Consider the following 23994-nt stretch of genomic DNA (forward strand, 5'->3'; position numbering starts at 1 on the left):
CTTGCCTTTTGCCAGAAAGCCCGTTCAACTCTGCCTGCGCATGCACTAAGAGAAGCGGATGGACAGCGAGGTGAACAGTCAGGCCGCGAACGTCGTTCCGGAAGCGCGCGAGGAGGGCGAATTGCCTTCCAGTCGCTGGTCTTCGCTTCGCCGGACGTTGCGCACGCGTCGCCGCCAGATCGTCCTGGCTGTTCTGGGCTTTCTCGTCCTTCCTTACGCGCTGATCGTTCTCTACCTGGTGGAGTTCATCCATCCCGTCTCGACGCTCATGCTGCGCGATCTCGTGCTGCTGCGCGGCTACGATCGGCAATGGGTCGAGTTCGATGATATCGCCCCGGTTCTGGTGCAGTCGGTGATGATGTCGGAGGACGGGCAGTTTTGCGCGCATGACGGCGTCGACTGGGGCCAGATGCGGGGCGTGGTCGAGGATGCGCTCGAAGGGGAATCGACCCGCGGCGCGAGCACCATTCCGATGCAGACGGTCAAGAACCTCTATCTCTGGAACGGTCGCTCCTTCCTGCGCAAGGGCATGGAACTGCCGCTGGCGGTCGCCGCCGACTTCGTGTGGAGCAAGCGGCGGATGATGGAGATCTATCTGAACATCGCCGAATGGGGCGACGGGATCTATGGTATCGAGGCGGCCGCCCGCCATCATTTCGGGGTTTCGGCGTCGAAGCTCTCGCGCCGGCAGGCGGCGCTGCTTGCGGTGTCGCTGCCCAATCCGAAGGAGCGCAACGCCGGAAAACCAGGCCGCGGTCTCAAGCGTCTGGCGAACCTGATCGAGCGCCGCGCCAGCCGCTCCGGCGGTTACATCACCTGCCTTTATAATTAGGATCAGACCTTTTCATTGGATGGGCTCGTCGGGCGATGTCATGCTCGCGTTGTAGAGTTCTGCCATCTGGGCCTCTCTCCCTTCGAAAGGCCCGATTGCTCCATGACCTTGATTTCCCCCTCGCTTCTCGCCCTTGGCCGCAGCGCCAACGATGCCCCGCCGAGACATCTCGGAACGCGCTACAACACCGAAGGCCAGTTCCTTTCGGAACCGGGCAACACGGTTGTGTCTCACGTTGCCGCCGGATCGCCGTCCGAGGCCGCCGTGCTTGCGGTGCGCGACCGGGTGATGGCGATGCCCGAGGCGGGGCAGTTCGCCTTTACCCACCCGTCCAGCCTGCACATGACGATCTTCCAGGGCATCATCGAACACCGCCGGAAGCTCCCTTACTGGCCGGCCGACATGCCGCTCGATACGCCGATCGAGGTGATGACGGCGCACTATTGCGAACGGCTTGCGCATTTTGCGCCGCTGGAGCAGTTCCGCGCCCGCGTGACCGAGATCACGCCGACGGGCCTTGCGCTCGAAGGCGACGGTGCCGCCGACCGCGCCTGTCTCAAGGCCTGGCGCGACGCTTTCGCGGAAGCCTTCGGCTATCGCCATCCGGATCATGACGACTACCAATTCCACATCACCTATGCTTACCCCGTCGACTGGCTCGACGATGCGGCGCTGCCGCGCTGGCAGGCGATGCTGGACGAGCAGCTCGCTTTTCTGCGCGAGCAGGCGCCGGTGATCGCGCTCGATCCGCCGGCCTTCTGCTCGTTCGAGGACATGAACCATTTCGAGGAACTGATCGTTTTCTCGGAGAGACCAGCAATCAAGGAACAGAAATGACCGGACTTACACTCTATGTCGGCAACAAGAACTATTCGTCCTGGTCGATGCGGCCATGGATCGCGATGACGGCAGTCGGCATCGATTTCTCGGACGTGGTCATTCCGTTCGATTTCGCCGCCGGCAATCCGGAGATCCGGGCGATCTCGCCGACCGGAAAGGTGCCGCTGCTGCGCCACGGGGACCTGCTTATCTGGGAATCGCTGGCGATCATCGAATATGTCGCCGAACTCTTTCCCGACGCCGGGCTGTGGCCGGCCGACCCTCAGGCGCGCGCCCGGGCGCGCAGCTATTCGATGGAGATGCTGTCCGGTTTTCGCGCTCTGCGTGGTGCCTGCCCGATGAACATCCGTCGGCCAAAGCAGGCGCTGGACGTTGGCGCGGACGTCCGCGCGGACGTGGCACGTATCGAGCAGATCTGGACGGAGGCGCTTGCGCGTTCCGGTGGCCCGTTCCTCTTCGGGTCCTTCAGCGCGGCCGATGCGATGTACGCGCCTGTGGTTAACCGCTTCGACGTCTACGATCTCGTTGCGGATCGAGAAACGCTCGGCTACATGAACCGCGTGAAGGCACATCCGGCGTTCCTGAAATGGGAGGAGGCCGCCCGCGCAGAGCCGTGGGTCGTCGCCGAAGACGAGGTCTGAAAAGGTCGAGTCGAAAAATTGCCCGTGGGGACTGGTCAAACGGCAGTTGTCCATGTATAAGCGCGCCAAATTTCCGTGATTAACATCTGTTTTACACGGCCATTTCGGCTGCTGAACAGTGTTTGCCCGATAAGTGGAGAATGAAATGGCTGTACCTAAAAGAAAAACGAGCCCGTCCAAGCGTGGCATGCGCCGTTCGGCTGACGCTCTGAAGACCCCGACCTACGTCGAAGACAAGAACTCCGGCGAACTGCGTCGCCCGCACCACATCGACCTGAAGACCGGCATGTACCGTGGCCGTCAGGTTCTGACCCCGAAGGAAAGCGCATAAGCGTTTCCGTTCGCGGATTAGGTTCAAAGGGCTGGCTCTGCCGGCCCTTTTGTTTTGCATCTGACATGATCTTGCTTGGACGCCGTGGTATCGCTGGCGCCTTGCGTGACGACGCCGCATATACATGGTCCACCATAAACGCGGTCAAGGAGTTCTGATGCTTGCTGCCATACCGCTGCTGATCCTACCTTTTGCAATCTACAATCTCGCGATGATCGGAATGTTCGGCGGCCTCGCCGGCCTGAACGCCGACATGGTGTCGCTCTCCATGCTATCAGGCGCGACCTGGACGATGCGCTTCGGCGACCTTCTGATCGTCGGCGCCCTGCTGCTGCTCTTCGTCGAATTGCTGAAAGCGACGCGCACGAGCAGCCGCGCACTGATGGATCATCTGCTCTCGATGATCCTGTTCATCGTCTTTTTGATCGAATTTCTGCTGCTCGCACCGGCGGCAACGCAGCTCTTCTTCATCCTGATGACCATCAGCTTCATCGATGTTATCGCCGGCTTTGCCGTGTCGATGCGGTCGGCCGGCCGGGACGTGTCGATCGGCCTCTAGGTCCAGACGGTTCGGGGCGACGCCGCCCCGATTTCCGCGATCTCTGTTCAGGTGAGGTGAAGGCAGGAACCGTATTCCTGCCTGGTGGTCCTGCTTAGCCGAGATTGTCGAGCTTGGTCTGGAGCGCGCGAAGCTGCTCCTTCAGCTCGTCGATATCCTTGGCTTCGGCCTTCTTTGTTTCCTTCACGGGCGGCGCGGTGATGAAGGGCGAAAACATCTGCATGGCCTGATGGAACATCTCGGTGTTGCGACGCACCTGCTCTTCGACAAGTTGCAGCGGAACCTGCAGGTTTTTGCCGAGCGGCGTGTCGCCGAAGGCCTTGTTGATCTGCTCGCGCATCTGCGACTGCTGCTCGGTGAAAGCCTGCATCGAGTGTTCGAGATAGCTCGGCACCACCATCTGCATCTGGTCGCCGTAGAACGAGATCAGCTGGCGCAGGAAGGAGATCGGCAGCAGCGTGTTGCCGGTCTTGGACTCCTGCTCGAAGATGATCTGCGTCAGCACGGAATGGGTGATGTCCTCGCCGGATTTTGCATCCTGAACGATGAAGTCCTCACCCTTCTTCACCATCACAGCCAGGTCGTCGAGCGTGACATAGGTGCTGGTCCCGGTGTTGTAGAGCCGCCGGTTCGCATATTTTTTGATAACGATCTGGCCTTCGTGCTTCGCCATCAGGGTCTCCTCTCCCCCATCATCCCGTCTTTATTGCGTTTTTCAGAGTATCCGCAAAAGCGCGCCGCTGACAATGTCTTTGTGCGTTGCGGCGACGCAAGTGCAAAATCTTGCGGTTGCGTTTTAGGTGACGCTTTTGTGGCACTGCATCAAGGCGTTTGACTTGCGTCGCGCGCTTTGCCAGTCTGCCTGCATTAGGCAAGAAGATCTGAGGAAACGTCCCATGAGCAATCCCTCCATCGTGATCGCCAGCGCCGGCCGCACCGCGGTCGGTTCCTTCAACGGTGCCTTTGGCAATACGCCGGCGCACGAACTTGGCGCTGCCGTCATCAAGGGCGTGCTCGAGCGCGCAGGCGTCGAGGCTGCCGAGGTCGACGAGGTGATCCTCGGCCAGGTGCTGCAGGCAGGCGAAGGCCAGAACCCGGCGCGCCAGGCGGCGATGAAGGCGGGCGTTCCTCAGGAAAAGACCGCCTGGGGCATGAACCAGCTCTGCGGCTCGGGCCTGCGCGCCGTCGCGCTCGGCATGCAGCAGATTGCAACCGGTGATGCTGAGATCATCGTCGCCGGCGGCATGGAGTCCATGTCGATGGCGCCGCATTGCTCGCATCTTCGCGGCGGCGTGAAGATGGGCGACTTCAAGATGATCGACACGATGATCAAGGACGGCCTGACCGACGCCTTCTACGGTTATCACATGGGCATCACCGCCGAGAACGTCGCTCGCCAGTGGCAGCTCAGCCGCGAGGAGCAGGATGCGTTCGCGCTCGCCTCGCAGAACAAGGCCGAAGCCGCCCAGAAGGCCGGGCGCTTTGCCGACGAGATCATTCCCTTCATCGTCAAGGGTCGCAAGGGCGACGTCACCGTCGACCAGGACGAATATATCCGCCATGGCGCAACGCTCGATCAGATGACGAAGCTGCGCCCCGCCTTCGACAAGGAAGGCACGGTCACCGCCGGCAACGCTTCCGGCCTCAATGACGGCGCCGCAGCCACCCTGCTGATGACCGAGGCGCAGGCCTCCAAGCGCGGCATCCAGCCGCTCGCCCGTATCGTTTCCTGGGCAACCGCCGGCGTCGATCCGCAGGTCATGGGCACCGGCCCGATCCCGGCGTCGCGCAAGGCGTTGGCAAGGGCCGGCTGGGCGATCGGCGATGTCGAACTGGTGGAAGCCAACGAAGCCTTCGCTGCCCAGGCCTGCGCGGTCAATAAAGACCTCGGCTGGGATCCGTCGATCGTCAACGTCAATGGCGGCGCGATCGCCATCGGTCACCCGATCGGCGCTTCCGGCGCCCGCGTGCTCAACACGCTGCTGTTCGAAATGAAGCGCCGCGGCGTTTCCAAGGGGCTTGCAACCCTCTGCATCGGCGGCGGCATGGGCGTCGCCATGTGCGTCGAGCGGCTCTGATCGGTCTGGCGGCATGAACAGCGCCAGGTGGGTTCCATTTTCCCTGCTTCTGGCCGGTTCGCCGATCGTTTCTGCACATGCCAATCCCGCGCCTCTTAACGAGGCGCGGCTGGTAGAGTGCATGCTGGAACATACGACTTCCGACGAGGAGAGCGTTTTCAAGGACGTGATGGTCGCGGCCTTGAGAGATGACGGCGGCGCATTGAAGGTGTCGCTGGAGCAGCTCTCCGCGGTGATGATGGGCCTCGCGCTGGAGAAGTGCGAGGTGGCTCTGTCCGCGCTGGCTACGCCGCAGTTTCAAGCGGCCGCCGGGCTCTACGGGCAAAAGGTCGGCGAAAAGCTGATGCAGAAGGCATTCGAAAAACTGAACTGATCAAGTGGGAGGCGCATATGAGCAGGGTAGCATTGGTCACGGGTGGGTCGCGCGGCATTGGTGCGGCAATTTCCATCGCACTCAAGAATGCCGGCTACAAGGTGGCTGCCAACTATGCCGGCAATGACGAGAAGGCTCAGGCCTTCAAGCAGGAAACCGGCATCCCGGTCTACAAATGGGACGTTTCCAACTATCAGGCCTGTGCCGAGGGCATCGCCAAGGTCGAGGCCGATCTCGGTCCGGTCGATGTGCTCGTCAACAATGCCGGCATCACCCGCGATGCCATGTTTCACAAGATGACGCCGGAGCAATGGGGTGAGGTGATCGGCACCAACCTCACCGGTCTCTTCAACATGACGCATCCGCTCTGGTCGGCCATGCGTGACCGTGGCTTCGGTCGCGTCATCAACATCTCGTCGATCAACGGCCAGAAGGGCCAGATGGGGCAGGCCAACTATTCGGCGGCCAAGGCCGGCGATCTCGGCTTCACCAAGGCGCTCGCCCAGGAAGGGGCTGCCAAGGGCATTACCGTGAACGCGATCTGCCCCGGCTATATCGGCACGGAGATGGTGCGGGCGGTGCCGGAGAAGGTGCTCAACGAGCGCATCATCCCGCAGATCCCGGTCGGCCGCCTCGGCGAACCGGAAGAAATCGCCCGCTGCGTGGTGTTCCTCGCCTCCGACGATGCCGGCTTCATCACCGGCTCGACGATTTCGGCGAACGGCGGACAGTTTTTCGTCTGAGCATCAGACAAGCCGAACATTACCGCACGGCGCCTTTCGAGGCGCCGTTTCCATGCGGCGGCAGCGCTGAGAATCCCGCTCGAAATCCTGAAGTTGCGCTGGCAGTTCCGTTGCCGGAGTGGGGCGTAGACACTATATCTTGTGGAGAACAAAGGTGGAATGACGCGCGGTCTGCGAGTCGCTGCCGAATGTTCCCGCACTGGTCGCGACTCTAAACTGCGATTCTCATTCTCTCCCTTGGGTGAATCCCTGACGAATTTCGTGAAAAATTTTCCAGGCTTTCCAGAGTCTTGGATTCGGAATCCTTGGACCTGTCAGGCAATGGCAGAGCCGGGATTGTTGCGCGCCAAAGGGCCTGATGCGCGGAATCAGCTCCAGATTCAGCATGTGGTGCAACGTTCGGCGTTGAAATCTATATGTAGTCGTGAACATACAGTGAATAACAATGAGTCGTCGATTCGTCGCCGATTCGTTCCACGGCTGTTCCAATTGTCGATTGCGCCGACCACAACAGGTGGTGCAATGGGCTAAGAGATGCCAAGCGATGGTTTTAGTTGTCGGCGCCCCTTGCGTTTGGCTCGGTGCGTGGGCATGTGTTTGCCGCCAGCGTGAAAAGACGCTGCCGTAATTTCTGAATGCCCGGGATCGATGACGTGTCCGTTCACCCCATGATCCTGAGCGGCCGCGGTGTCACCGCGGTGCTCGGGCCTACCAATACCGGCAAGACGCACTACGCGATCGAGCGCATGATTGCGCACGACAGCGGCGTCATCGGCCTGCCGCTGCGGCTTCTCGCGCGCGAGGTCTATACGCGCCTGGTCGAAAGGGTCGGCCACCACAATGTCGCGCTGATCACCGGCGAGGAAAAGATCACCCCGCATCGCGCGCGCTATTCGGTCTGCACCGTCGAGGCCATGCCGCGCGAGACGACGGCGTCCTTCGTCGCGATCGATGAAGTGCAGCTTGCCGGAGATCTCGAGCGCGGCCATATCTTCACGGACCGGATCCTGCACCTGCGCGGTCGCGGCGAGACGCTGCTGCTTGGTGCCGGAACGATGCGGCCGATCCTCGAGCAGTTGCTGCCCGGCATCACCGTCGTCGAGCGACCGCGCATGTCGCAACTGCTCTATGCCGGTTCGAAGAAGATAACCCGTCTGCCGCACCGCACGGCGATCGTCGCCTTCTCTGCCGACGAGGTCTATGCGATCGCCGAGCTGATCCGCCGCCAGCGTGGCGGTGCCGCCGTCGTGCTCGGCGCGCTGTCGCCGCGCACGCGCAATGCGCAGGTGGCGCTCTACCAGGAAGGTGACGTCGAATACCTGGTCGCGACCGACGCGATCGGCATGGGCCTCAATCTCGACGTCGACCATGTCGCCTTCGCGCAGGACCGCAAGTTCGACGGCTATCAGTTCCGCAATCTCAACCCGGCCGAACTCGCGCAGATCGCCGGCCGCGCCGGCCGGCACTTGCGTGACGGTACGTTCGGTGTGACCGGCCGCGTCGATCCCTTCGACAACGAGCTGGTCCACCGTATCGAGGCGCATGAGTTCGATCCGGTGAAGGTGCTACAGTGGCGCTCGAAGGCGTTCGACTACGCTTCGATTGCCGCTCTGAAGAAGAGTCTTGAGGCCGCGCCGACGGTTCCCGGCCTTGCCCGGGCGCTACCTGCAGTAGACCAGCAGGCGTTCGAGCATTTGGCCCGCTACCCTGAGGTCGTCGACATCACGACCAATGCCGAGCGGGTGGAAAAACTGTGGGAAGCCTGCGCGCTGCCGGACTATCGGCGCATTACACCGGCTCAACATGCCGACTTGATCTCGACGATCTACGCGGATCTTGTCCGCCGCGGTACCGTAAACGAAGATTTCATGGCCGAGCAGGTCAGGCGGGCCGATCATACGGACGGTGAGATCGACACACTTTCGGCGCGAATCGCGCAGATCAGGACATGGACTTATGTGTCGAACCGGCCGGGATGGCTGGCCGATCCGACACACTGGCAAGAAAAGACGCGGGAAATTGAAGATCGATTATCCGACGCACTACATGAACGGTTGACGAAACGCTTTGTTGATCGCAGGACATCTGTGCTCATGAAGCGCCTGAGAGAGAATGCTATGCTGGAAGCTGAAATCAGTGTGAATGGTGATGTCTTCGTTGAAGGTCATCACGTAGGACAACTAACCGGTTTCCGGTTTACGCTGGCGACCGGCGGCGATGGCCCGGATGCCAAGGCTGTGCAGGGTGCTGCCCAGAAGGCGCTGGCGCTCGAGTTTGAGGCACGCGCCGCGCGGCTGCATGCTTCCGGCAACAACGACCTGGCGCTTTCGTCGGATGGTCTTGTGCGCTGGCTCGGCGATCCCGTCGCCCGTCTGACGGCAAGCGACCACGTCATGCGCCCGCGCGTCATCCTGCTGGCTGACGATCAGCTGCAGGCGAATGCCCGCGAGCACGTTCTGGCGCGCATCGAGCGTTTCGTGAACCATCACATCGGAACGGTCTTGAAGCCGCTCGACGATATTTCGCGCGCTGAAGATCTCGAAGGTCTCGCCAAGGGCCTCGCCTTCCAGCTCGTCGAAAACCTCGGCGTACTGTTCCGCCGCGATGTCGCAGACGACGTCAAGTCGCTCGACCAGGACGGTCGCGCTTCGATCCGCAAGTACGGCGTTCGCTTCGGCGCCTACCACATCTTCCTGCCGGTGCTCCTGAAGCCGGCGCCGGCCGAACTTATCACGCTCCTCTGGGCGTTGAAGAACGACGGCCTCGACAAGCCCGGCTATGGCGACCTCATCCCGATGCTCGCCGCCGGCCGTACGTCTGTCGTTACCGATCCGTCTTTCGAGCGGACCTTCTACAAGCTCGCCGGTTTCCGGTTCCTCGGAAAGCGTGCGGTGCGCATCGATATCCTCGAGCGCCTCGCTGACCTTATCCGACCGCTCCTTCAGTGGAAGCCGGGCACGCAGCCGCGTCCGGAAGGCGCCTATGACGGCCGCCGCTTTACAGCGACCACCTCCATGCTCTCGATCCTCGGTGCAACGCCCGACGACATGGAAGAGATCCTGAAGGGCCTCGGCTACCGCGCAGACAGCGTCAAGGCCGAGGAGGCCCAAGCCTTCCTCATGGGTCAGGATGGTGGTGCTGCGGCTGCTGCCGCCGCTTCGGAACCGGTCGCTGCCGTTGATGACGCCGATGCCGGCGACAGTGCGGCAGAAGCCGAGACTGCAGTCGTCGAGGCACCTGCTGCCGAGGCCGAAAAGGCCGAAGCTGACGTTGCCGTCGCTGCCGACGGGGCCCAGCCTGCTGAGGCTCAGGTGACCGAGACCCAAGTGACGGAGACCGGCGAGCCGGTCGAAGCCAAGCCCGTTCTGCTCTGGCGTCCTGGCACCCGTCAGGACAACCAGCGCCAGGGCGGTGGCCGCCACGAGGGCGACCAGCGTCGCGGCGGTCCGCGCCACGGGCGTGGCCAGGGCCAGGGCGAAGGACGTGAAGGCGGGCGTAAGGGTGGTCAGCAGGCGCGTGGCAAGCGCCATGACGGTGGCAAGCCGGAAGGCGGCCCGCGTCAGGATCGCGGCGAGCGTCATGATCGTCACGACCGCGGCGGCAAGCCGGGTCAGGGCAAATTCGAGGCGCGTCCGCCGCGTCGCGAAAAGCCGGTGGATCCGGATTCGCCCTTCGCCAAGCTTGCTGCTCTCAAGGAGCAGATGAAGAAGTAAGGTAGACCATGGAAAAACAGCCTGCGTCCAACCCGGCATCGCGCCAGCGTCTCGACAAGTGGCTGTTTTTCACGCGGCTGATCAAATCCCGATCGCTTGCGCAAAAGGCGATCGAGGGTGGCCGTGTCGCCGTCAACGACGAGCGCGTGACGCAGTCGTCGTTTCAATTGAAGACGGGCGATATGCTCGAACTTGCGCTCGACCGGCGCAGTCTGATCGTTCGGGTCGTGGGCCCGGGTGAGCGGCGAGGTCCCTATGAGGAAGCGCGTCTGCTTTACGACGATCTGACGCCAGAGCAGCCGAAGGAGAAGTTGTCGGCCTACGAGCTTGCCACGCGCGAGCGCGGAGCGGGCCGGCCGACGAAGAAGGAGCGGCGGGAAACCGATCGGCTAAAGCCCGATTTCGATCCGCGCGAGGACTGATGGGCGCCGCCAACCCTGCCCGCCGCTGGCTGTAAAACACGACGCGCTTTTGCGCGACAGCCTTTAGAAAACTCTGCCTTTGCCGTGGCGTTTCGCGCATTGAATATTCTTGCAAAGGGTCCATAAAGCCTTTACCTGACAGACCCACGTTGGGTGCATCGGGTTTGCTTCGGCAGCTATGCGCGCCGGACATTCCTAGCATGCGCGGACGACGAGCATCACCATTGATTGCCGTCTGCCATCAAACGTGAGCATTGGCTGGAGTACCTCATGACGTATGTCGTGACCGACAATTGCATTCGCTGCAAGTATACGGACTGTGTCGAAGTCTGCCCCGTGGACTGCTTCTACGAGGGTGAGAATTTCCTCGTCATTCATCCCGACGAGTGCATCGATTGTGGCGTTTGCGAGCCGGAATGTCCTGCCGAGGCGATCAAGCCGGATACCGAGCCGGGTCTTGATATGTGGCTGAAACTGAACGCGGATTTCGCTTCGAAGTGGCCGAACATCACCGTCAAGCGCGATCCGATGCCGGAAGCGAAGGAGATGGACGGCGTCGAAGCCAAGTACGAGAAGTTCTTCTCGACCGAGCCGGGCCAGGGCGACTGAGACGAAGCGGTCGCCGCCGTTCGTCGAGGCTGACGAAGCAAAGCTGCCCCCGGGGCGCAAAGCTGGGGAAAACACGAGCCGCGCTCGCAGTTGCGAGAATGGTGGCTTGATGGCTGCCATGCAGCAAATTATTGATTTCGGCACTTTTTTGTGATAGGTTCCTTCTACTGATCCACAGAGGGTGTTTTTGCGCGCCCGAAAACCATCACGAAAGCAAACGATCTCCAAAACGCGGTTTCTCCCTAGTACGCAACATGGCGTTGCTCTGTTGTGACCGCATTTTATGAGGCTGTTTGCATTCCTTGGACGGACCAGGATGTACCCACCCGGCGGTATCCCCGTCTATCCCGGGCCTCACTGACCCGGCCCCGGCCAGAATGGCCGGCGCGAAACAGGGAGTTTTTGAAACGAATGACGACCCAGCAGAAAAAATCTTCGACACGCCAGGGCTTCAAGACCGGTGAATCGATCGTCTATCCGGCCCACGGCGTTGGCCAGATCGTGGCGATCGAAGAGCAGGAAGTCGCCGGCATGAAGCTTGAGCTTTTTGTCATCGATTTCGAGAAGGACAAGATGCGCCTGAAAGTGCCAGTGGCCAAGGCCGTCAGCATCGGCATGCGCAAGCTCTCCGAAACCGATTTCGTCGATCGCGCGTTGAAGGTTGTGCAGGGCAAGGCTCGCGTGAAGCGCACCATGTGGTCGCGCCGCGCCCAGGAATACGATGCCAAGATCAATTCCGGCGACCTGATTTCCATCGCGGAAGTCGTGCGCGATCTCTACCGCGCCGAAAACCAGCCGGAACAGTCCTATTCCGAACGCCAGCTCTACGAAGCTGCCCTCGACCGCATGGCGCGCGAAATCGCTGCCGTCAACAAGATGTCGGAAACCGAAGCTGTTCGCCTCGTCGAGGCCAACCTCAGCAAGGGTCCGAAGCGCGGCAAGGCGATCGACGAAGACGACGCTCAGGACGAAGCTGCATAAGCTGTCCGACTGCACTGAGACTTCCAAAAAGCCCGGCCATCGCGCCGGGCTTTTTCTTTGATCGCATGGAACTTTTGCCGTCCGGGCGCATTTATAAAGGCCGGCAGAAGCGCGCCGCTTTCGCGCCGGGCGATCTTGCTTCTGTGATCCCGTCACCGTTCAGGTTCGTGACTTCGAAGTTAGGGCGCCGCGTCGTTTCTTCAAGTTTCGACATCGCGGCGCGAGACGCCCCCTGCTGCCGGACACTGCATCCGTCCGGCCTTTTGGACTTCACACGCAATGGCGCCCGGCGCCAGTCACGGAGTGATCGATGAAGACTCTCACTGCAGACCGGCGGATGATCAAGATCGCAATGGAGGCGCCCTATCTCGAGCGCGACGAGGAGCACAAGCTGGCGCAAGCCTGGCGAAACGACAACGATCAGGAAGCCCGCAACAAGATCGCCATGTCGCATATGCGTCTGGTGATCTCGATGGCCGCGAAGTTTCGCAATTTCGGCCTGCCCATGGGCGATCTCGTCCAGGAGGGCCATATCGGTCTCCTGGAGGCGGCGGCCCGTTTCGAGCCGAGCCGCGAGGTCCGCTTCTCCACCTATGCCACCTGGTGGATCCGGGCGTCGATGCAGGACTATGTCCTGCGCAACTGGTCGATCGTCCGCGGTGGCACCAGTTCGGCGCAGAAGGCCCTGTTCTTCAACCTTCGGCGTCTTCGCGCCCGGCTTGCCCAGGGCGACAGGCAGCTTACATCGCAGGCTATGCATGAGGAGATTGCGGCTGCCCTCGGCGTCAGCATCGCCGACGTGCAGACGATGGATGCACGTCTCTCCGGCAGCGACACCTCGCTGCAGGCGCCGGTCGGCGGCAGTGATTCCGATGGCGGTGAACGGCTGGATTTCCTCGCCAGCGACGCGCCGCTGCCGGACGAGCAGGTGAGCGAGATGATCGACGGCGAACGGGCTCGTGTGTGGCTGCGCGACGCGCTGTGCGCGCTGACGGAGCGCGAAATGCGCATCATCCGCGCCCGGCGGCTGACGGAAGAAGGAGCGACGCTCGAAGAGCTCGGCATCGATCTCGGCATATCCAAGGAACGTGTGCGGCAGATCGAAACTCGGGCGCTGGAGAAGCTCCGGGCGGCCTTGGCGACGCGAGCGCCGGCGCTGACCGCAGGCATTCATTGACCGCCTGACGTCGACCGTCTGCCGCCATGCCCGTACTATTCGCCGGAACCCCGCATTGCGCCGGGAAGCGGTACTGTCCGCTGTCAATTTGGCGATGACGATTGGCGCAGCGTGCTTTCGTTCGTGACCGTTCAGGCGCCTCGCGACGTGCTTGCCTAGCAGATGGCAGGCATTCACGCTCGCAACCGAACGTGCTTCAGCTACGCCTGTCTCAATCCTATTCGGAAACGATCTTCACCCTGTCGCCCGGCTTCACCGTCGAGCTGACCTGCATCGCATTGATCACCCGGAAGAGGTCGAGCTTACGATCGGTTCCCATCATGCGGGCCGACAACGTGGTGATCGTGTCGCCGGGCCGGACCGTCACCACCCGGATCCGCAGCGGCTTCAGCGACTGCGTCTCAGCGGCCGTCATGCGGCGGAACGTGCTGCGCAACTGGTTTGCGGTCGGCTCGAGTGCGCTCGACCCCTTGGGCACGGCGGTCAGGAAGCGGTAGATCCGCGTGTCGATGCGGATGACCGTCACGTCGAAATCCCAGCGGTCGGCGGAGGCGCGCGCGGTTGCGGCTTCCAGGCCGTTGACGCTGATCTGCCGGATCGTGTCGGGCTTCAGGCCGGTGACCCAGCCGCTGGTGATATAGTCCGTCAGGCTTCGGCCGCCCGTGTCGGCGACGCCATCGAAGCGCACGGCGATGTCGCCGGCGCCGGTCGCCAGAACCGCTTCGGCCTTGTTGTCGATCTGGAACCCGGCGGGCACGTCGAAGCGGATGCCGAGCTGGCCGTGCAGGAAGGTCTGGCCGCGCACGTAGCCCTCCTGCGGGCTGTCGCCATAGAGCAGGCCGTCGATGCCGGCGAGATAATAGTCGCGACCGCGGTCGCCGCTGGTGCCTTCCGGACCGAAGGCGCGGGCGTGCCGACGCGCGAGATCGACACGCTGCGGCGCGTTCGGGTGGCTCGACAGGAAGTCGAGGCTCTGGTCGGATTCCGGATCGACCGCCGTGAAGCGGCTATAGGCGGCCATCGAATCGAGGAAGCGCGCCGCTGCATAGGGGTCGTAGCCGGCTTCGCCGAGCATGCGCACGCCGATCACGTCGGCCTGAAGTTCCTGGTTGCGCGAGAAGGCCGCGAGCCTAAGCTTGCCGCGCGCGAGCGCCTGCTTGCCGGCGATGTCGGAGGAGAGGACCTCGGAGACCACGCGGCTGGCGATCACTTCGGCTTCCTCGCGCTGCTGACGCTCGATGCCGTGGTTGGCGGTGACGTGCGCCATCTCGTGCGACAGCACGGCTGCGACCTCGGAGGCATCGTTGGCAAGCGCCAGCAGGCCGCGGGTGACATAGAGATAACCACCGGGCAGCGCGAAGGCGTTGATCGCCGGCGAGTTCAGGATGGTGATGCGATAGGACTGCTGCGGATTCTCGGAGACCGCCGTCAGCGCGCCGGTGATGCGCGCGACCAGGCGCTCGGTCTTGGCGTCCTTGTACTCGCCGCCGTAGCTTGCGACGATGCGCGGATGTTCGCGCGCGCCCAGCTGCGCCCGCGGATCGTTCTTCTGGACTTCCTCGACGATCTGCGGATTGGAGGAGGGCGAAACGGTCGGCTGGTAGGTCTGCTCGATCACGGATTGGCATGCGGAAAGGAGGGTGGTCGCAAGCAATGCAACCACGGCGCGTCCACGCAGCCGTCCGCCCTTCGGCGGGAACCGGTCGTGTGTGACTGTATGCCTCTCCATGCCTCAGCCCGTTCCCATCCATCGCTCCGCCCGCATCCTGCGGGCAAGTGGTACGACAGCGTTGAAAGTCCTACTTTTTCAGCCCGGCAGCGTTGCTCTGCCGCGACCTCTCAGTCCTGGTCTTGCTGTATCTGATTTCAGCGCCACCTGCCTAGTTTGTCTCGGTAGAAATAGTTGCCCCGTGGTATCACGGCAACGGATGCGGGAATATTCGCGCCCTTGCCGGATATTTCGCGCGTCGCATGGCGCCGCGGTCAAATTGTGGCAATCGGCCAAGGGCGTGGAGAATCCGATCCGTCCTTCAAGTATTGCCGAGAAAGCGGTCGATCGCCGCATTGTCCCGCCGCGCCAGGAAGCGGTCGAGGGTGTCGTTTGCGATGATACGCCCCTGGTCGAGAAAAAGCACGCCGTCGGCCAGGGCCTTCACGTCTTCGGGATGGTGTGTGATCACTAGGATCGTGTTGCCTTCCTCCGCGTGCAGTTCCCGCAGGAGCGTGCGCATGCCGGCGCGCATGCCGGGATCAAGCGCTGCGAAGGGCTCGTCGAGCAGCAGCAGGGGGCGCTTTCGCACAAGCGCGCGGGCGAGGGCGACGCGCTGGCGCTCGCCGCCTGAAAGCGTCGGCGGCAGCCTTTTCCCGAAGCCTTCGAGCCCGACGCGGCGGAGCGCGTCTTCAATCTTCTCACGGTCGGTTGCGCTCAGCCGAAGCGCCGGGTCGATGCCGAGGCCGATGTTGGTCGCGACGTCGAGATGGGCGAAGAGGTTGTTGTCCTGGAAGATCATCGAGACCGGTCGTTCCGCCGGCGCCCGATTGGCAACGTTCTCGCCGAGAATGCGCACCTCGCCGCGATCGGGATCCTCGAACCCGGCAATGAGGTGGAGCAGCGTCGATTTGCCGGAACCCGAGGCACCGGCGACGGCGACGATGCCACCGTTGGCGATGGTGCAATCGAAGGTGAGCTTGGCCGTTTCGAAACGGACCTCGACATCGCGCAACTCTATTGCGGGAACGGGATCGATCATGCTTTGCGTCCTTCCGGTCGGCTGTCATTGGCCGTGCCGAGGATGGTGAAGATCAGGCAGAGAAGCCCGAGGAAAAGGGCGAGACCGGCGGCGTCGGCGGTGCGGTAGCTGCCCATACGGCTATAGAGCAGCCACGGCAGCGTCACCATGTCTTGGCTGCCGAAGAGGGCGACGGCGCCGAGGTCGCCGAGCGACAGCGCCATGGCGAAGGAAAGGGCCATCGATAGCGGCTTGCGCAGCGCCGGAAAGTCGATCCATCGCAGACGATCAAAACCACGGATGCCAAGGCTTGCCGTCAGCCGTTCGGACCGTGCCGCATGGGTCGCCATTGCCGGCGCGAGGATGCGGTGGACGAAGGGCAGCGCCATCAGCGCGTTGATCGCAACGACGATGGCAGGTGCAAAGCGCGCGACGTCACCGAAGGGACGCAAAAGCAGGAACCATCCGGCGCCGAGCACCACCGGCGGTACCAAGAGGATCAGCGAGGTGCTGGCACCGATGGCACCGGCAAAGCCGTGGGAGAGCGACGTCGCGTGACGCGGCGCGGTGGCGGTTGCCGCCGCCCGGATCATCACGGCTGCGATGGTGACGGAGGCGAGTGCCGAGGCGAGCGCGATTGCCGCACTCGTCAGCAGCGCCCGGTGCACCGCCGGATCGCGGGCGAGCTTCAGCACATCGGCTTCGAGTCCGGAGATGAGAACCGCGACCAGCGGCGCGCCGAGAAACAGAAAGGCAAGCGTGATCCAGGTGCCATCACTCAGGCGCGCGATCCTTGACGCGCCATCGAAACGGCGCACAGTGCGGCCACCGGTCATGCCCTCTTCCGGCTCGGTCGCCAGATGACGAAGCAGGAGCAGCAGCAGGCCGGTCATGGCGATCTGCAGGGCTGACAGCGCGATCGCGCGCGGCGGATCGAAATCGAAACGCAGCGCCTGGTAGATCGCCACTTCGATTGTGCTGGCCGCAGGCCCGCCGCCGAGCGTCAGCACGAGGGTGAAGCTGGTGGCGCAGAGCATGAAGACGAGGCCGGCGGCACCCGGCAGGAGGCCGCGCAGGACGGGCCATTCGATGAAGCGAAAGAGTGCGCGTGACGGCATGCCGAGATTGGCGGCGCTGCGCCAGTATTCGGCGGGGATGCGCTCGAGCCCGGCCAGGAACAGGCGCGCTGCAAGCGGCATGTTGAAGAAGACGTGGGCAAGCAGGATACCGAAGAGGCCGTAAATGCTGACGGGCTGCGCGAGGCCGAGCCAGCGCAGGCCGGAATTGAGGAAACCCTGCCGCCCCCAGATCTCGATCAACCCGAGTGCGCCAACCAGAACCGGCAGTCCGAGTGGCAGCGCCATCAAGCGCAGCAGCCAGATGCGGCCGGGGAACTGCGGCCGTCGCGCCAGCGCCCGCGCGACGGGGATGGCAAAGAGCACCGACAGCAACGTCGAGAGGGTCGCCTGCAGCAGCGTGAAGCGGGTGACGCGCCAGATGTAGGCGTCGAACAGCGCATCGTCGCTCGCGCCGCCCGTCTGGCTCAGCAAGGCGACGATCGCAAGACCGACGAAAAGTACGAAGACGCCGAGGCAGGCTGCCCCGGCGACCACTGTCATGCGATTTTCGCGCAGTGCGAACAATCCGGCCTCAGTTCTTGCTCATGGCGGCAAGCCATTCGTCGATCCAGGCCTTGCGGTTCTTGGCGACGTCCTCCGAGGGCAGGAGGAAGGTGTTTTCCGGCTTGACCAGCTTGTCGAAGGCGTCCGGCAGCGGCTCCTTGGTCGCTGCGACCGGCATCATCCAGTTCGTCGTCGGGATGATCGACTGGAAGTCCGGACCGGTCATGAAGGCGAGGAACTGCTTTGCCAGTTCCGGCTCCTTGGCGTTCTTGGTCATGCCGGCGACTTCGATCTGGATGTAGTGCCCTTCGGAGAAGGCAGCGGCCTGGTAGCGCTCGGTGTTTTCTGCGACCATGTGGTAGGCCGGCGACGTGGTGTAGGACAGCACCATCGGCGCCTCGCCCTTGGTGAAGAGGCCATAGGCTTCCGACCAGCCGGGGGTGACGGTCAGAACGCGGTCCTTCAGCTTCGTCCAGGCGGCACCCGCCTCATCGCCATAGACGGCCTTGACCCAGAGCAGGAGGCCGAGGCCCGGCGTCGACGTACGCGGATCCTCGATGACGATCTTCTGCGACGGGTCGCCTTCTACCAGCTCCTTCAGGCTCTTCGGCGGCGTCTTCAGCGTCTCGGTGTCGTAGACGACGGCGAAGTGGCCGTAGTCATAGGGCAGGAACGTGTCGTCGGAGAAGTTGCCGGGAACGGTGACGCCGGTTGCCTCGACGCCGTGCGGCGCGAAGAAGCCCGTTGCCTTGGCTTCCGCAACGAGGTTGGTGTCGAGGCCAAGCACGATGTCGGCCTTGGAAGCCTCGCCTTCGAGCTTCAGGCGGGTGAGCAACTCGACGCCGTCGGCCACGCCGACATAGTTGACCTTGCATTCGCAGGTCTTCTCGAAGGCTTCTGCGACCTTGGCGCCCGGGCCCCATTCGGTGATGAAGCTCTCATAGGTGTACACCGTCAGCGTCTTGTCGGCGGCGGTCGCGGCGCCGGAGAAAACAAGGCTCGCGGCCGTCGCAAGGGCTAGCCGGCTAAAGAATTTAAGTTGCGATGAATTGCACATGGCGAGGACCTCTCTCCCAAAGTTCGTTGTTGCATGGGAAAAGGGCGTATCGATCCGATCGCGTCTAATCCCTCCGCCGGTATGAGCCGGATCAGGTTCCGCGGGTTGGCGTTTTGACGCCTCTCAGCCTCCGGCCGCAATGCGGTCGGGAGGCACCCCGTTAGAGCGGCAAGAGATTTACCGCTGCCTCGGTCCCATGGCAAGCGATGTTTACGGCGAAGCTAGGGGACGCCTGGCCAGCACAATGGCGCGTGTTTGCGTATGCCGCCAACTGCGCTACACAACGGCAGCGAGGAGGAAATGTCATGCCCGATATGCTTGTTCGACTTTATGCCCTGCCGGCTGAACCTCAGTCGAAGCTTGGCCTTGGCGTCAGCATTCGCCGCGCCATGGCGCCGGAGCGCCGCCTGGTTGTTTCCTGGATCGAAAGGACTTTCGGTGCCGGATGGGCGGGCGAGGCGGAAGCCGCCTTTTCCTCCACCCCGACGCGCATGCACGTCGCTGTCCATGACGAAAAGATCGTCGGCTTTTCCTGCCACGACGTAACGGCACTCGGCTTCTTCGGTCCGACCGGCGTCGACGAAAGCATGCGCGGGCAGGGGATCGGTGAGGCACTGTTGCTTGCAAGCCTCACGGCGATGCGCGAGGCCGGCTATGGCTACGCGATTATCGGCGGCGTCGGGCCGGCGAAGTTCTACGAGCGGGTGGCCGGCGCCGTCGAAATTCCGGATTCGACCCCCGGCATTTATGCCGGCATGCTTTTCCCCGATCCGGTGCCCGAGGGGCATTGATGGTCTGACCAAAATATCGAGAACCGCTCGTTCGACGGTTTTCTTCGTTTTCCTTCGGCGGTCCTTTGCGCTATGGGCTTTGCCATGTCTCGATCGACCTTCACCATTCTGCTTGGCGGCGCCCTTTCGCTGACCGACCGGCTGGCTCACCAGCTGGCCGCAAGTCGCTTCATTGCGGCTGACGGCGGCATGCGCCATGCCCGATTGCTCGGCATCGTGCCGGATGTCTGGGTCGGTGATTTCGACTCGACCGAGGAAGCCCTTCTTGCGGACTACGCCTCCGTCCCGCGCGAGCCCTATCCGGCGGCGAAGGCCGCGACGGACGGGGAGATCGCGGTCGAGGCGGCGCTGTCGCGTGGAGCCGATCGCCTGATTTTCGCCGGCGCCCTCGGCGGTACCCGCAGCGATCACGCCTTCATGCACCTGCTGCATGCCGTCGCCCTTGCCGAGCGTGGCCTTTCCGTGTTGATGACCTCGGGCGAGGAAGAGGCCTATCCGCTGCTGGCCGGCTCGCTCGACCTCGACCTACCCAAGGGCTGCCTCTTCTCGGTGCTCGGGTTGACCGAGCTTACCGGTCTTTCGATCGTCAATGCGCGCTATCCGCTCGACGATTTCACCTTGCCGTTCGGCTCGTCCCGAACCGTTTCCAACGTTGCGGAGGGTCCCCTTCGCTTCACTCTCCAGAGCGGTCGCGCCATTGTGCTCGCCCGCCCCTATGATCTTTCCGGAGCCTGAGCCTTGGCGCCTCCCATTCTGAAACTCGACGACATCTTCCTCACTTTCGGCGGCGCGCCGCTGCTAGCCGGCGCCAATTTTCAAGTCGAACCGGGCGACCGCATCTGTCTGGTCGGCCGCAACGGCTCGGGCAAGTCGACGCTGATGAAGATTGCCGCGGGCCTGGCCGAGGCGCAGTCGGGCGAAATCTTCCGCCATCCCTCCGCGACCATCCGCTATCTGCACCAGGCGCCGGATTTCGACGGCTACGACACGGTGCAGACCTATGCCGAGGCAGGACTCGGCCCGAGTGACGATCCCTATCGCGTCGCCTATCTGCTGCAGCACCTGGGGTTGACCGGCGAGGAAGACCCGAAGCGCCTTTCGGGCGGTGAGGCGCGTCGCGCGGCGCTTGCCCGTGTCATGGCGCCGGAGCCGGATATCCTGCTGCTCGACGAGCCGACCAACCATCTCGATCTGCCGACGATCGAATGGCTGGAAGACGAACTGATCCGCAGCCGTTCGGCGCTCGTTCTGATCTCGCACGACCGGCGCTTCCTGGAGAAGGTCTCGACCGCGACCGTCTGGCTCGACCGTGGCCAGTCGCGGCGGCTCGACCGCGGCTTTGCCCATTTCGAGGCTTGGCGTGACGAGGTGCTGGAGGCCGAGGAGCTGGAACAGCACAAGCTCGGCAAGGCGATCGAGCGCGAGGAACATTGGCTGCGCTACGGCGTGACCGCTCGACGCAAGCGCAACATGCGCCGCCTCGGTGAGCTGCAGACCATGCGGGCGACCTATCGCGGCCACAAGGGGCCGCAGGGAACGGTACAGGCGACGGCCGCCGACGCCAAGGAATCGGGCAAGCTGGTGATCGAGGCGGAGAAGGTCACCAAGGCCTATGGCGAGCGCACCATCGTCGCGCCGTTCTCGATCCGCGTGCACCGCGGCGACCGCATCGGTCTGGTCGGCCCGAACGGCGCCGGCAAGACGACGCTCCTGAAGATCCTGACCGGACAGATCGAGCCGGATACGGGCACGGTCAAGCTCGGCACCAATCTCGAAATCGCGACGCTTGACCAGAAGCGCGAAGACCTCAATCTCGACGACACGCTGGCGCACTACCTGACGGACGGGCGCGGCGACAACCTGCTGGTCAATGGCGAGCAGCGCCACGTCACCGGCTACATGAAGGACTTCCTGTTCCAGCCGGAGCAGGCGCGCACCCCGATCCGCGAGCTTTCGGGCGGCGAGCGCGCAAGGCTGATGCTGGCGCGCATCCTCGCGCGAGCAACCAACCTTCTGATCCTCGACGAGCCGACCAACGATCTCGACATCGAGACGCTCGACCTTTTGCAGGAGATCGTCGCCGGTTTTGCCGGAACTGTCATCCTCGTCAGCCACGACCGCGACTTCCTCGACCGCACCGTCACCTCGACGATTGCGCCGGCCAATCCGGAGGCGCCGGATGGACGCTGGATCGAGTATGCCGGCGGCTATTCCGACATGATGGCGCAGCGCAAGGGCGCGATCGAGGAGAAGCGCAAGGCCGAGAAGGCGGAAAAGGCCAAGGCCGATGCAGCCGCACCGGCCGCCGAAGCGCCGAAGGCTGCCAAGGGTAAGCTTTCCTACAAGCAGAAATTCGCGCTCGAAAACCTGCCGAAAGAGATTGCCAAGGCGGAAGCCGAGGCTGCCAAGCGCGAAGAAAAGATGGCGGACCCCAATCTTTTCACAAAAGATCCAAATGCTTTTGCGAAGCTGGCGCAGGAGCTGGAAAAGCTGCGTGCCGACCTCGCTCGCATGGAAGAGGAATGGCTGGAACTCGAAATGCTGCGCGAGGAGCTTGAGGGCTGAGACACAACAAAGACGGTCCCGCGCGGGATTGCGAAGGTAATACGTTGAATCCTTGCGAGTTTTACCGTTAAACTGGCAAGGGAAAGATGGCCTTCCGCGTTGAACGTTTTCACAGGGTATGATAAGTAAAACTTATTATATCACCTGTGAACGATCATGATGCCCTTCAAGCTAGAATCCGAAACCATTGGAATGCTTCTGACCGATGTCTCGCGCCTCTTGCGCGGGGCCTTCGACCGCAAGGTCAATGCCATGGATCTGGGCATCACGCCTGGCGAGGCGCGCACGCTGATCCAGGTGGCGCTCACCGAGGGCATCAAACAGGCCGAAATCGCCACACGCATGGGCATTGAGCCTATGACGCTGTCGGCCTATCTCGACAGGCTGGAGGCGAACGGGCTCGTCGCCCGCGTTCCCGATCCGGCGGATCGCCGCGCCAAGAATGTCGTCATCACCGAAAAGGCCGGTCCGTTGTTCAACGAGCTGATGACCGGTCTTCGCGAAATGATGGATGCCTATACGGAAGGGCTGGACTCGGAAGCGCGCGCGCTTCTCTGTTCCAACCTGCGCATCCTGCGTGACAATTTGCGTCAGCTCGATCCGTGCCTTGCCGGTAAGGAGACAGCGGAGAAGGCCGAAGTCCGGGTCGGAGCCGCGCAATGACGCGTCGCATGAGCGAGCGGCGCACAAGCATCATCGGTGCCTTCCTAGTGGCGCTCGGCCCCGTTTCCATGGCGCTGTATACGCCGGCGATGCCTGAACTGGTGCGCGCCTTCTCCTCCAGCGAAGCGGCGATCAAGATGACGCTGTCGCTCTATTTCGCCGGCTTCGCCTTTGCCCAGTTGGTGTCTGGCACGCTCTCCGATGTCATCGGTCGCCGCCGCGCGACGCTGATCTTCATGGCGATCTACCTCGTCGGCAGCCTGATGGCGGCCTTTGCGCCTTCCGTCGCGGTGCTTTTGGCCGGCCGCCTGGTGCAGGGCATCGGCGCCTCCGTCGGGATGACCGTGGCGCGTGCGATCGTGCGCGACCAGTTCACCGGGACTGAAGCCGCACGCATCATGAACATGATCGGCATGATGCTGGCCCTCGGACCCGCCGTGTCACCGACGCTTGGTGGCCTGGCGCTCGGACTTTTCGGCTGGCAGTCGATCTTCTTCCTGATGGTCGGCTTTGCCGCCATGGCCTGTCTCACCGTGCAGTTCTTCATGGCCGAGACCGCGACCCCGGATCCGGCCAAGGGCCACCTGAAGCCCATCCTTGCGGCCTATCGGCGGTTGGTGAGCGACAGCCGCTTCGTTTCCTCGACACTTGTGATCGGCGGAGCGGTCGGCGCACTTTATGCCTGGGCGACCATGCTGCCCTTCGTGCTGATCAATGCGGTGGGGCTGACACCGACCGAGTTCGGCGTCGGCATGCTGATGCAGTCGGGCCTTTTCTTTTCGGGAACCGTGGTGGTGCGGCTGCTGATGCGGCGTTTCACGCCGCAGGCGCTGGTGCCGGCCGGCCTCGTCTTCATCGGTGCGGCCAGCCTCGCGCTTGCCTACACCATGCACGTGCTGCCGCCGAGCTTCCTCTCGGTCATGCTGCCGATCGGGATTTATGCCTTCGGCATCGCCTTCGTCATGCCCTATATGATGACGGCGGCGATGGCGCCGTTTCCGGACATCGCTGGCACGGCGTCGGCAGTGATGGGTTTCGTACAGATGGGCTCGGGGCTGCTTGGTGGCGCGATCGCCGCTGCGGTCGGCGCTCCGGTGCTGGCGCTCGGCACGATCATTCCATGCTTCGGCCTCGTCTGCATCCTGAGCTATGTCTGGTATCGCCGCAACGTTCGCTCGCAGCCGCTCGCCGTGCCGGTCAAGGATCCGCTTTCGGAAGCGGCGGAGTAGAAATCTGGTGCGACATCGGCATCGATACCGCTTCGCCCT

23 protein-coding genes and 1 riboswitch are annotated in these 23994 nt (G+C 63.0%); of the genes, 18 read left to right on the plus strand and 5 right to left on the minus strand.

Features of this window, described 5'->3' with window-relative positions; all coding sequences use genetic code 11:
- Positions 1-58: 58 nt before the first annotated feature.
- The 5 genes from mtgA to IB279_RS24945 all read left to right on the plus strand — a co-directional run bounded on the left by mtgA (position 59) and on the right by IB279_RS24945 (position 3203).
- Positions 59-832 (plus strand): monofunctional biosynthetic peptidoglycan transglycosylase, encoded by a 774-nt coding sequence (gene mtgA, locus IB279_RS24925; protein WP_060529995.1) that lies wholly within the window; start codon positions 59-61, stop codon positions 830-832.
- A 102-nt stretch (positions 833-934) separates the two neighbouring features.
- Positions 935-1669 (plus strand): DUF1868 domain-containing protein, encoded by a 735-nt coding sequence (locus IB279_RS24930; protein WP_060521479.1) that lies wholly within the window; start codon positions 935-937, stop codon positions 1667-1669.
- The gene (locus tag IB279_RS24935) at positions 1666-2313 is read left to right on the plus strand and encodes a glutathione S-transferase family protein (RefSeq protein WP_034802931.1); all 648 of its coding nucleotides are present in this window, start codon (positions 1666-1668) and stop codon (positions 2311-2313) included. The genes IB279_RS24930 and IB279_RS24935 overlap by 4 nt, the downstream gene beginning before the upstream one ends.
- 145 nt (positions 2314-2458) lie before the next feature.
- Positions 2459-2644 (plus strand): 50S ribosomal protein L32, encoded by a 186-nt coding sequence (gene rpmF, locus IB279_RS24940; RefSeq protein ID WP_034802928.1) that lies wholly within the window; start codon positions 2459-2461, stop codon positions 2642-2644.
- A 157-nt stretch (positions 2645-2801) separates the two neighbouring features.
- Entirely contained in the window at positions 2802-3203 is a 402-nt protein-coding gene (locus tag IB279_RS24945; RefSeq protein WP_034802925.1) for a membrane protein, read from the plus strand.
- A 94-nt stretch (positions 3204-3297) separates the two neighbouring features.
- On the opposite strand, the gene phaR is transcribed toward IB279_RS24945, so the two are convergent.
- Positions 3298-3876 carry a polyhydroxyalkanoate synthesis repressor PhaR gene (phaR, locus tag IB279_RS24950; RefSeq protein ID WP_034802922.1) on the minus strand — a complete coding sequence of 193 codons (579 nt, stop codon included), beginning with the start codon at positions 3874-3876 and terminating at the stop codon, positions 3298-3300.
- Between the two features lie 223 nt (positions 3877-4099).
- Between phaR and IB279_RS24955 the strand changes: the two genes are divergently transcribed.
- The 8 genes from IB279_RS24955 to IB279_RS24990 all read left to right on the plus strand — a co-directional run bounded on the left by IB279_RS24955 (position 4100) and on the right by IB279_RS24990 (position 13299).
- A complete protein-coding gene (locus tag IB279_RS24955; protein WP_060521477.1) occupies positions 4100-5281 on the plus strand; it encodes an acetyl-CoA C-acetyltransferase in 1182 nt (393 codons plus the stop codon).
- Positions 5282-5294: 13 nt separating this feature from the next.
- Complete coding sequence (locus IB279_RS24960) at positions 5295-5654, plus strand: hypothetical protein (protein ID WP_112771710.1); 360 nt, start codon at positions 5295-5297, stop codon at positions 5652-5654.
- Positions 5655-5671: 17 nt separating this feature from the next.
- Positions 5672-6397, plus strand: a complete 726-nt coding sequence (locus IB279_RS24965; RefSeq protein ID WP_034802902.1) for a beta-ketoacyl-ACP reductase — start codon at positions 5672-5674, stop codon at positions 6395-6397.
- A gap of 653 nt (positions 6398-7050) precedes the next feature.
- Positions 7051-10110, plus strand: coding sequence for a helicase-related protein (locus IB279_RS24970; protein ID WP_192339908.1), 3060 nt, complete (start codon positions 7051-7053; stop codon positions 10108-10110).
- Between the two features lie 8 nt (positions 10111-10118).
- Entirely contained in the window at positions 10119-10532 is a 414-nt protein-coding gene (locus tag IB279_RS24975; protein WP_034802899.1) for an RNA-binding S4 domain-containing protein, read from the plus strand.
- Positions 10533-10802: 270 nt separating this feature from the next.
- The gene (gene fdxA / locus IB279_RS24980; RefSeq protein WP_060521473.1) at positions 10803-11141 is read left to right on the plus strand and encodes a ferredoxin FdxA; all 339 of its coding nucleotides are present in this window, start codon (positions 10803-10805) and stop codon (positions 11139-11141) included.
- 411 nt (positions 11142-11552) lie between these two features.
- On the plus strand, positions 11553-12122 hold the full coding sequence (locus IB279_RS24985; RefSeq protein ID WP_034802893.1) for a CarD family transcriptional regulator: 570 nt from the start codon (positions 11553-11555) through the stop codon (positions 12120-12122).
- Positions 12123-12432: 310 nt separating this feature from the next.
- A complete protein-coding gene (locus IB279_RS24990) occupies positions 12433-13299 on the plus strand; it encodes an RNA polymerase factor sigma-32 (protein ID WP_034802890.1) in 867 nt (288 codons plus the stop codon).
- Between the two features lie 217 nt (positions 13300-13516).
- On the opposite strand, the gene IB279_RS24995 is transcribed toward IB279_RS24990, so the two are convergent.
- The 4 genes from IB279_RS24995 to thiB form a co-directional block, all read right to left on the minus strand.
- Positions 13517-15028 (minus strand): M48 family metalloprotease, encoded by a 1512-nt coding sequence (locus tag IB279_RS24995; RefSeq protein WP_192339909.1) that lies wholly within the window; start codon positions 15026-15028, stop codon positions 13517-13519.
- Positions 15029-15329: 301 nt separating this feature from the next.
- Positions 15330-16049: a thiamine ABC transporter ATP-binding protein gene (thiQ, locus tag IB279_RS25000; RefSeq protein WP_112771712.1), complete on the minus strand. Its 720-nt coding sequence runs from the start codon at positions 16047-16049 to the stop codon at positions 15330-15332.
- On the minus strand, positions 16046-17671 hold the full coding sequence (thiP, locus tag IB279_RS25005) for a thiamine/thiamine pyrophosphate ABC transporter permease ThiP (RefSeq protein ID WP_256439289.1): 1626 nt from the start codon (positions 17669-17671) through the stop codon (positions 16046-16048). Before thiP ends, thiQ begins: the two co-directional genes overlap by 4 nt.
- Positions 17672-17678: 7 nt before the next feature.
- A complete protein-coding gene (gene thiB, locus IB279_RS25010) occupies positions 17679-18707 on the minus strand; it encodes a thiamine ABC transporter substrate binding subunit (RefSeq protein ID WP_112771713.1) in 1029 nt (342 codons plus the stop codon).
- A gap of 51 nt (positions 18708-18758) precedes the next feature.
- Positions 18759-18877, minus strand: a riboswitch (TPP riboswitch).
- Positions 18878-19012: 135 nt separating this feature from the next.
- On the opposite strand from thiB, the gene IB279_RS25015 reads away from it, so the two are divergent.
- The 5 genes from IB279_RS25015 (at position 19013) to IB279_RS25035 (ending at position 23955) form a co-directional block, all read left to right on the plus strand.
- A complete protein-coding gene (locus IB279_RS25015) occupies positions 19013-19498 on the plus strand; it encodes a GNAT family N-acetyltransferase (protein ID WP_060521470.1) in 486 nt (161 codons plus the stop codon).
- 84 nt (positions 19499-19582) lie between these two features.
- Positions 19583-20233, plus strand: coding sequence for a thiamine diphosphokinase (locus IB279_RS25020; RefSeq protein ID WP_034803166.1), 651 nt, complete (start codon positions 19583-19585; stop codon positions 20231-20233).
- Between the two features lie 3 nt (positions 20234-20236).
- Positions 20237-22063 carry an ABC-F family ATP-binding cassette domain-containing protein gene (locus IB279_RS25025; protein WP_090295234.1) on the plus strand — a complete coding sequence of 609 codons (1827 nt, stop codon included), beginning with the start codon at positions 20237-20239 and terminating at the stop codon, positions 22061-22063.
- Positions 22064-22222: 159 nt separating this feature from the next.
- Complete coding sequence (locus IB279_RS25030; RefSeq protein WP_034803154.1) at positions 22223-22726, plus strand: MarR family winged helix-turn-helix transcriptional regulator; 504 nt, start codon at positions 22223-22225, stop codon at positions 22724-22726.
- Positions 22723-23955 (plus strand): multidrug effflux MFS transporter, encoded by a 1233-nt coding sequence (locus IB279_RS25035; RefSeq protein WP_112771714.1) that lies wholly within the window; start codon positions 22723-22725, stop codon positions 23953-23955. Before IB279_RS25030 ends, IB279_RS25035 begins: the two co-directional genes overlap by 4 nt.
- The last annotated feature ends 39 nt before the right edge of the window (positions 23956-23994 follow it).

Source organism: Ensifer sp. ENS06 (genome assembly GCF_014852205.1).
Taxonomy (GTDB): Bacteria; Pseudomonadota; Alphaproteobacteria; order Rhizobiales; family Rhizobiaceae; genus Ensifer; species Ensifer adhaerens.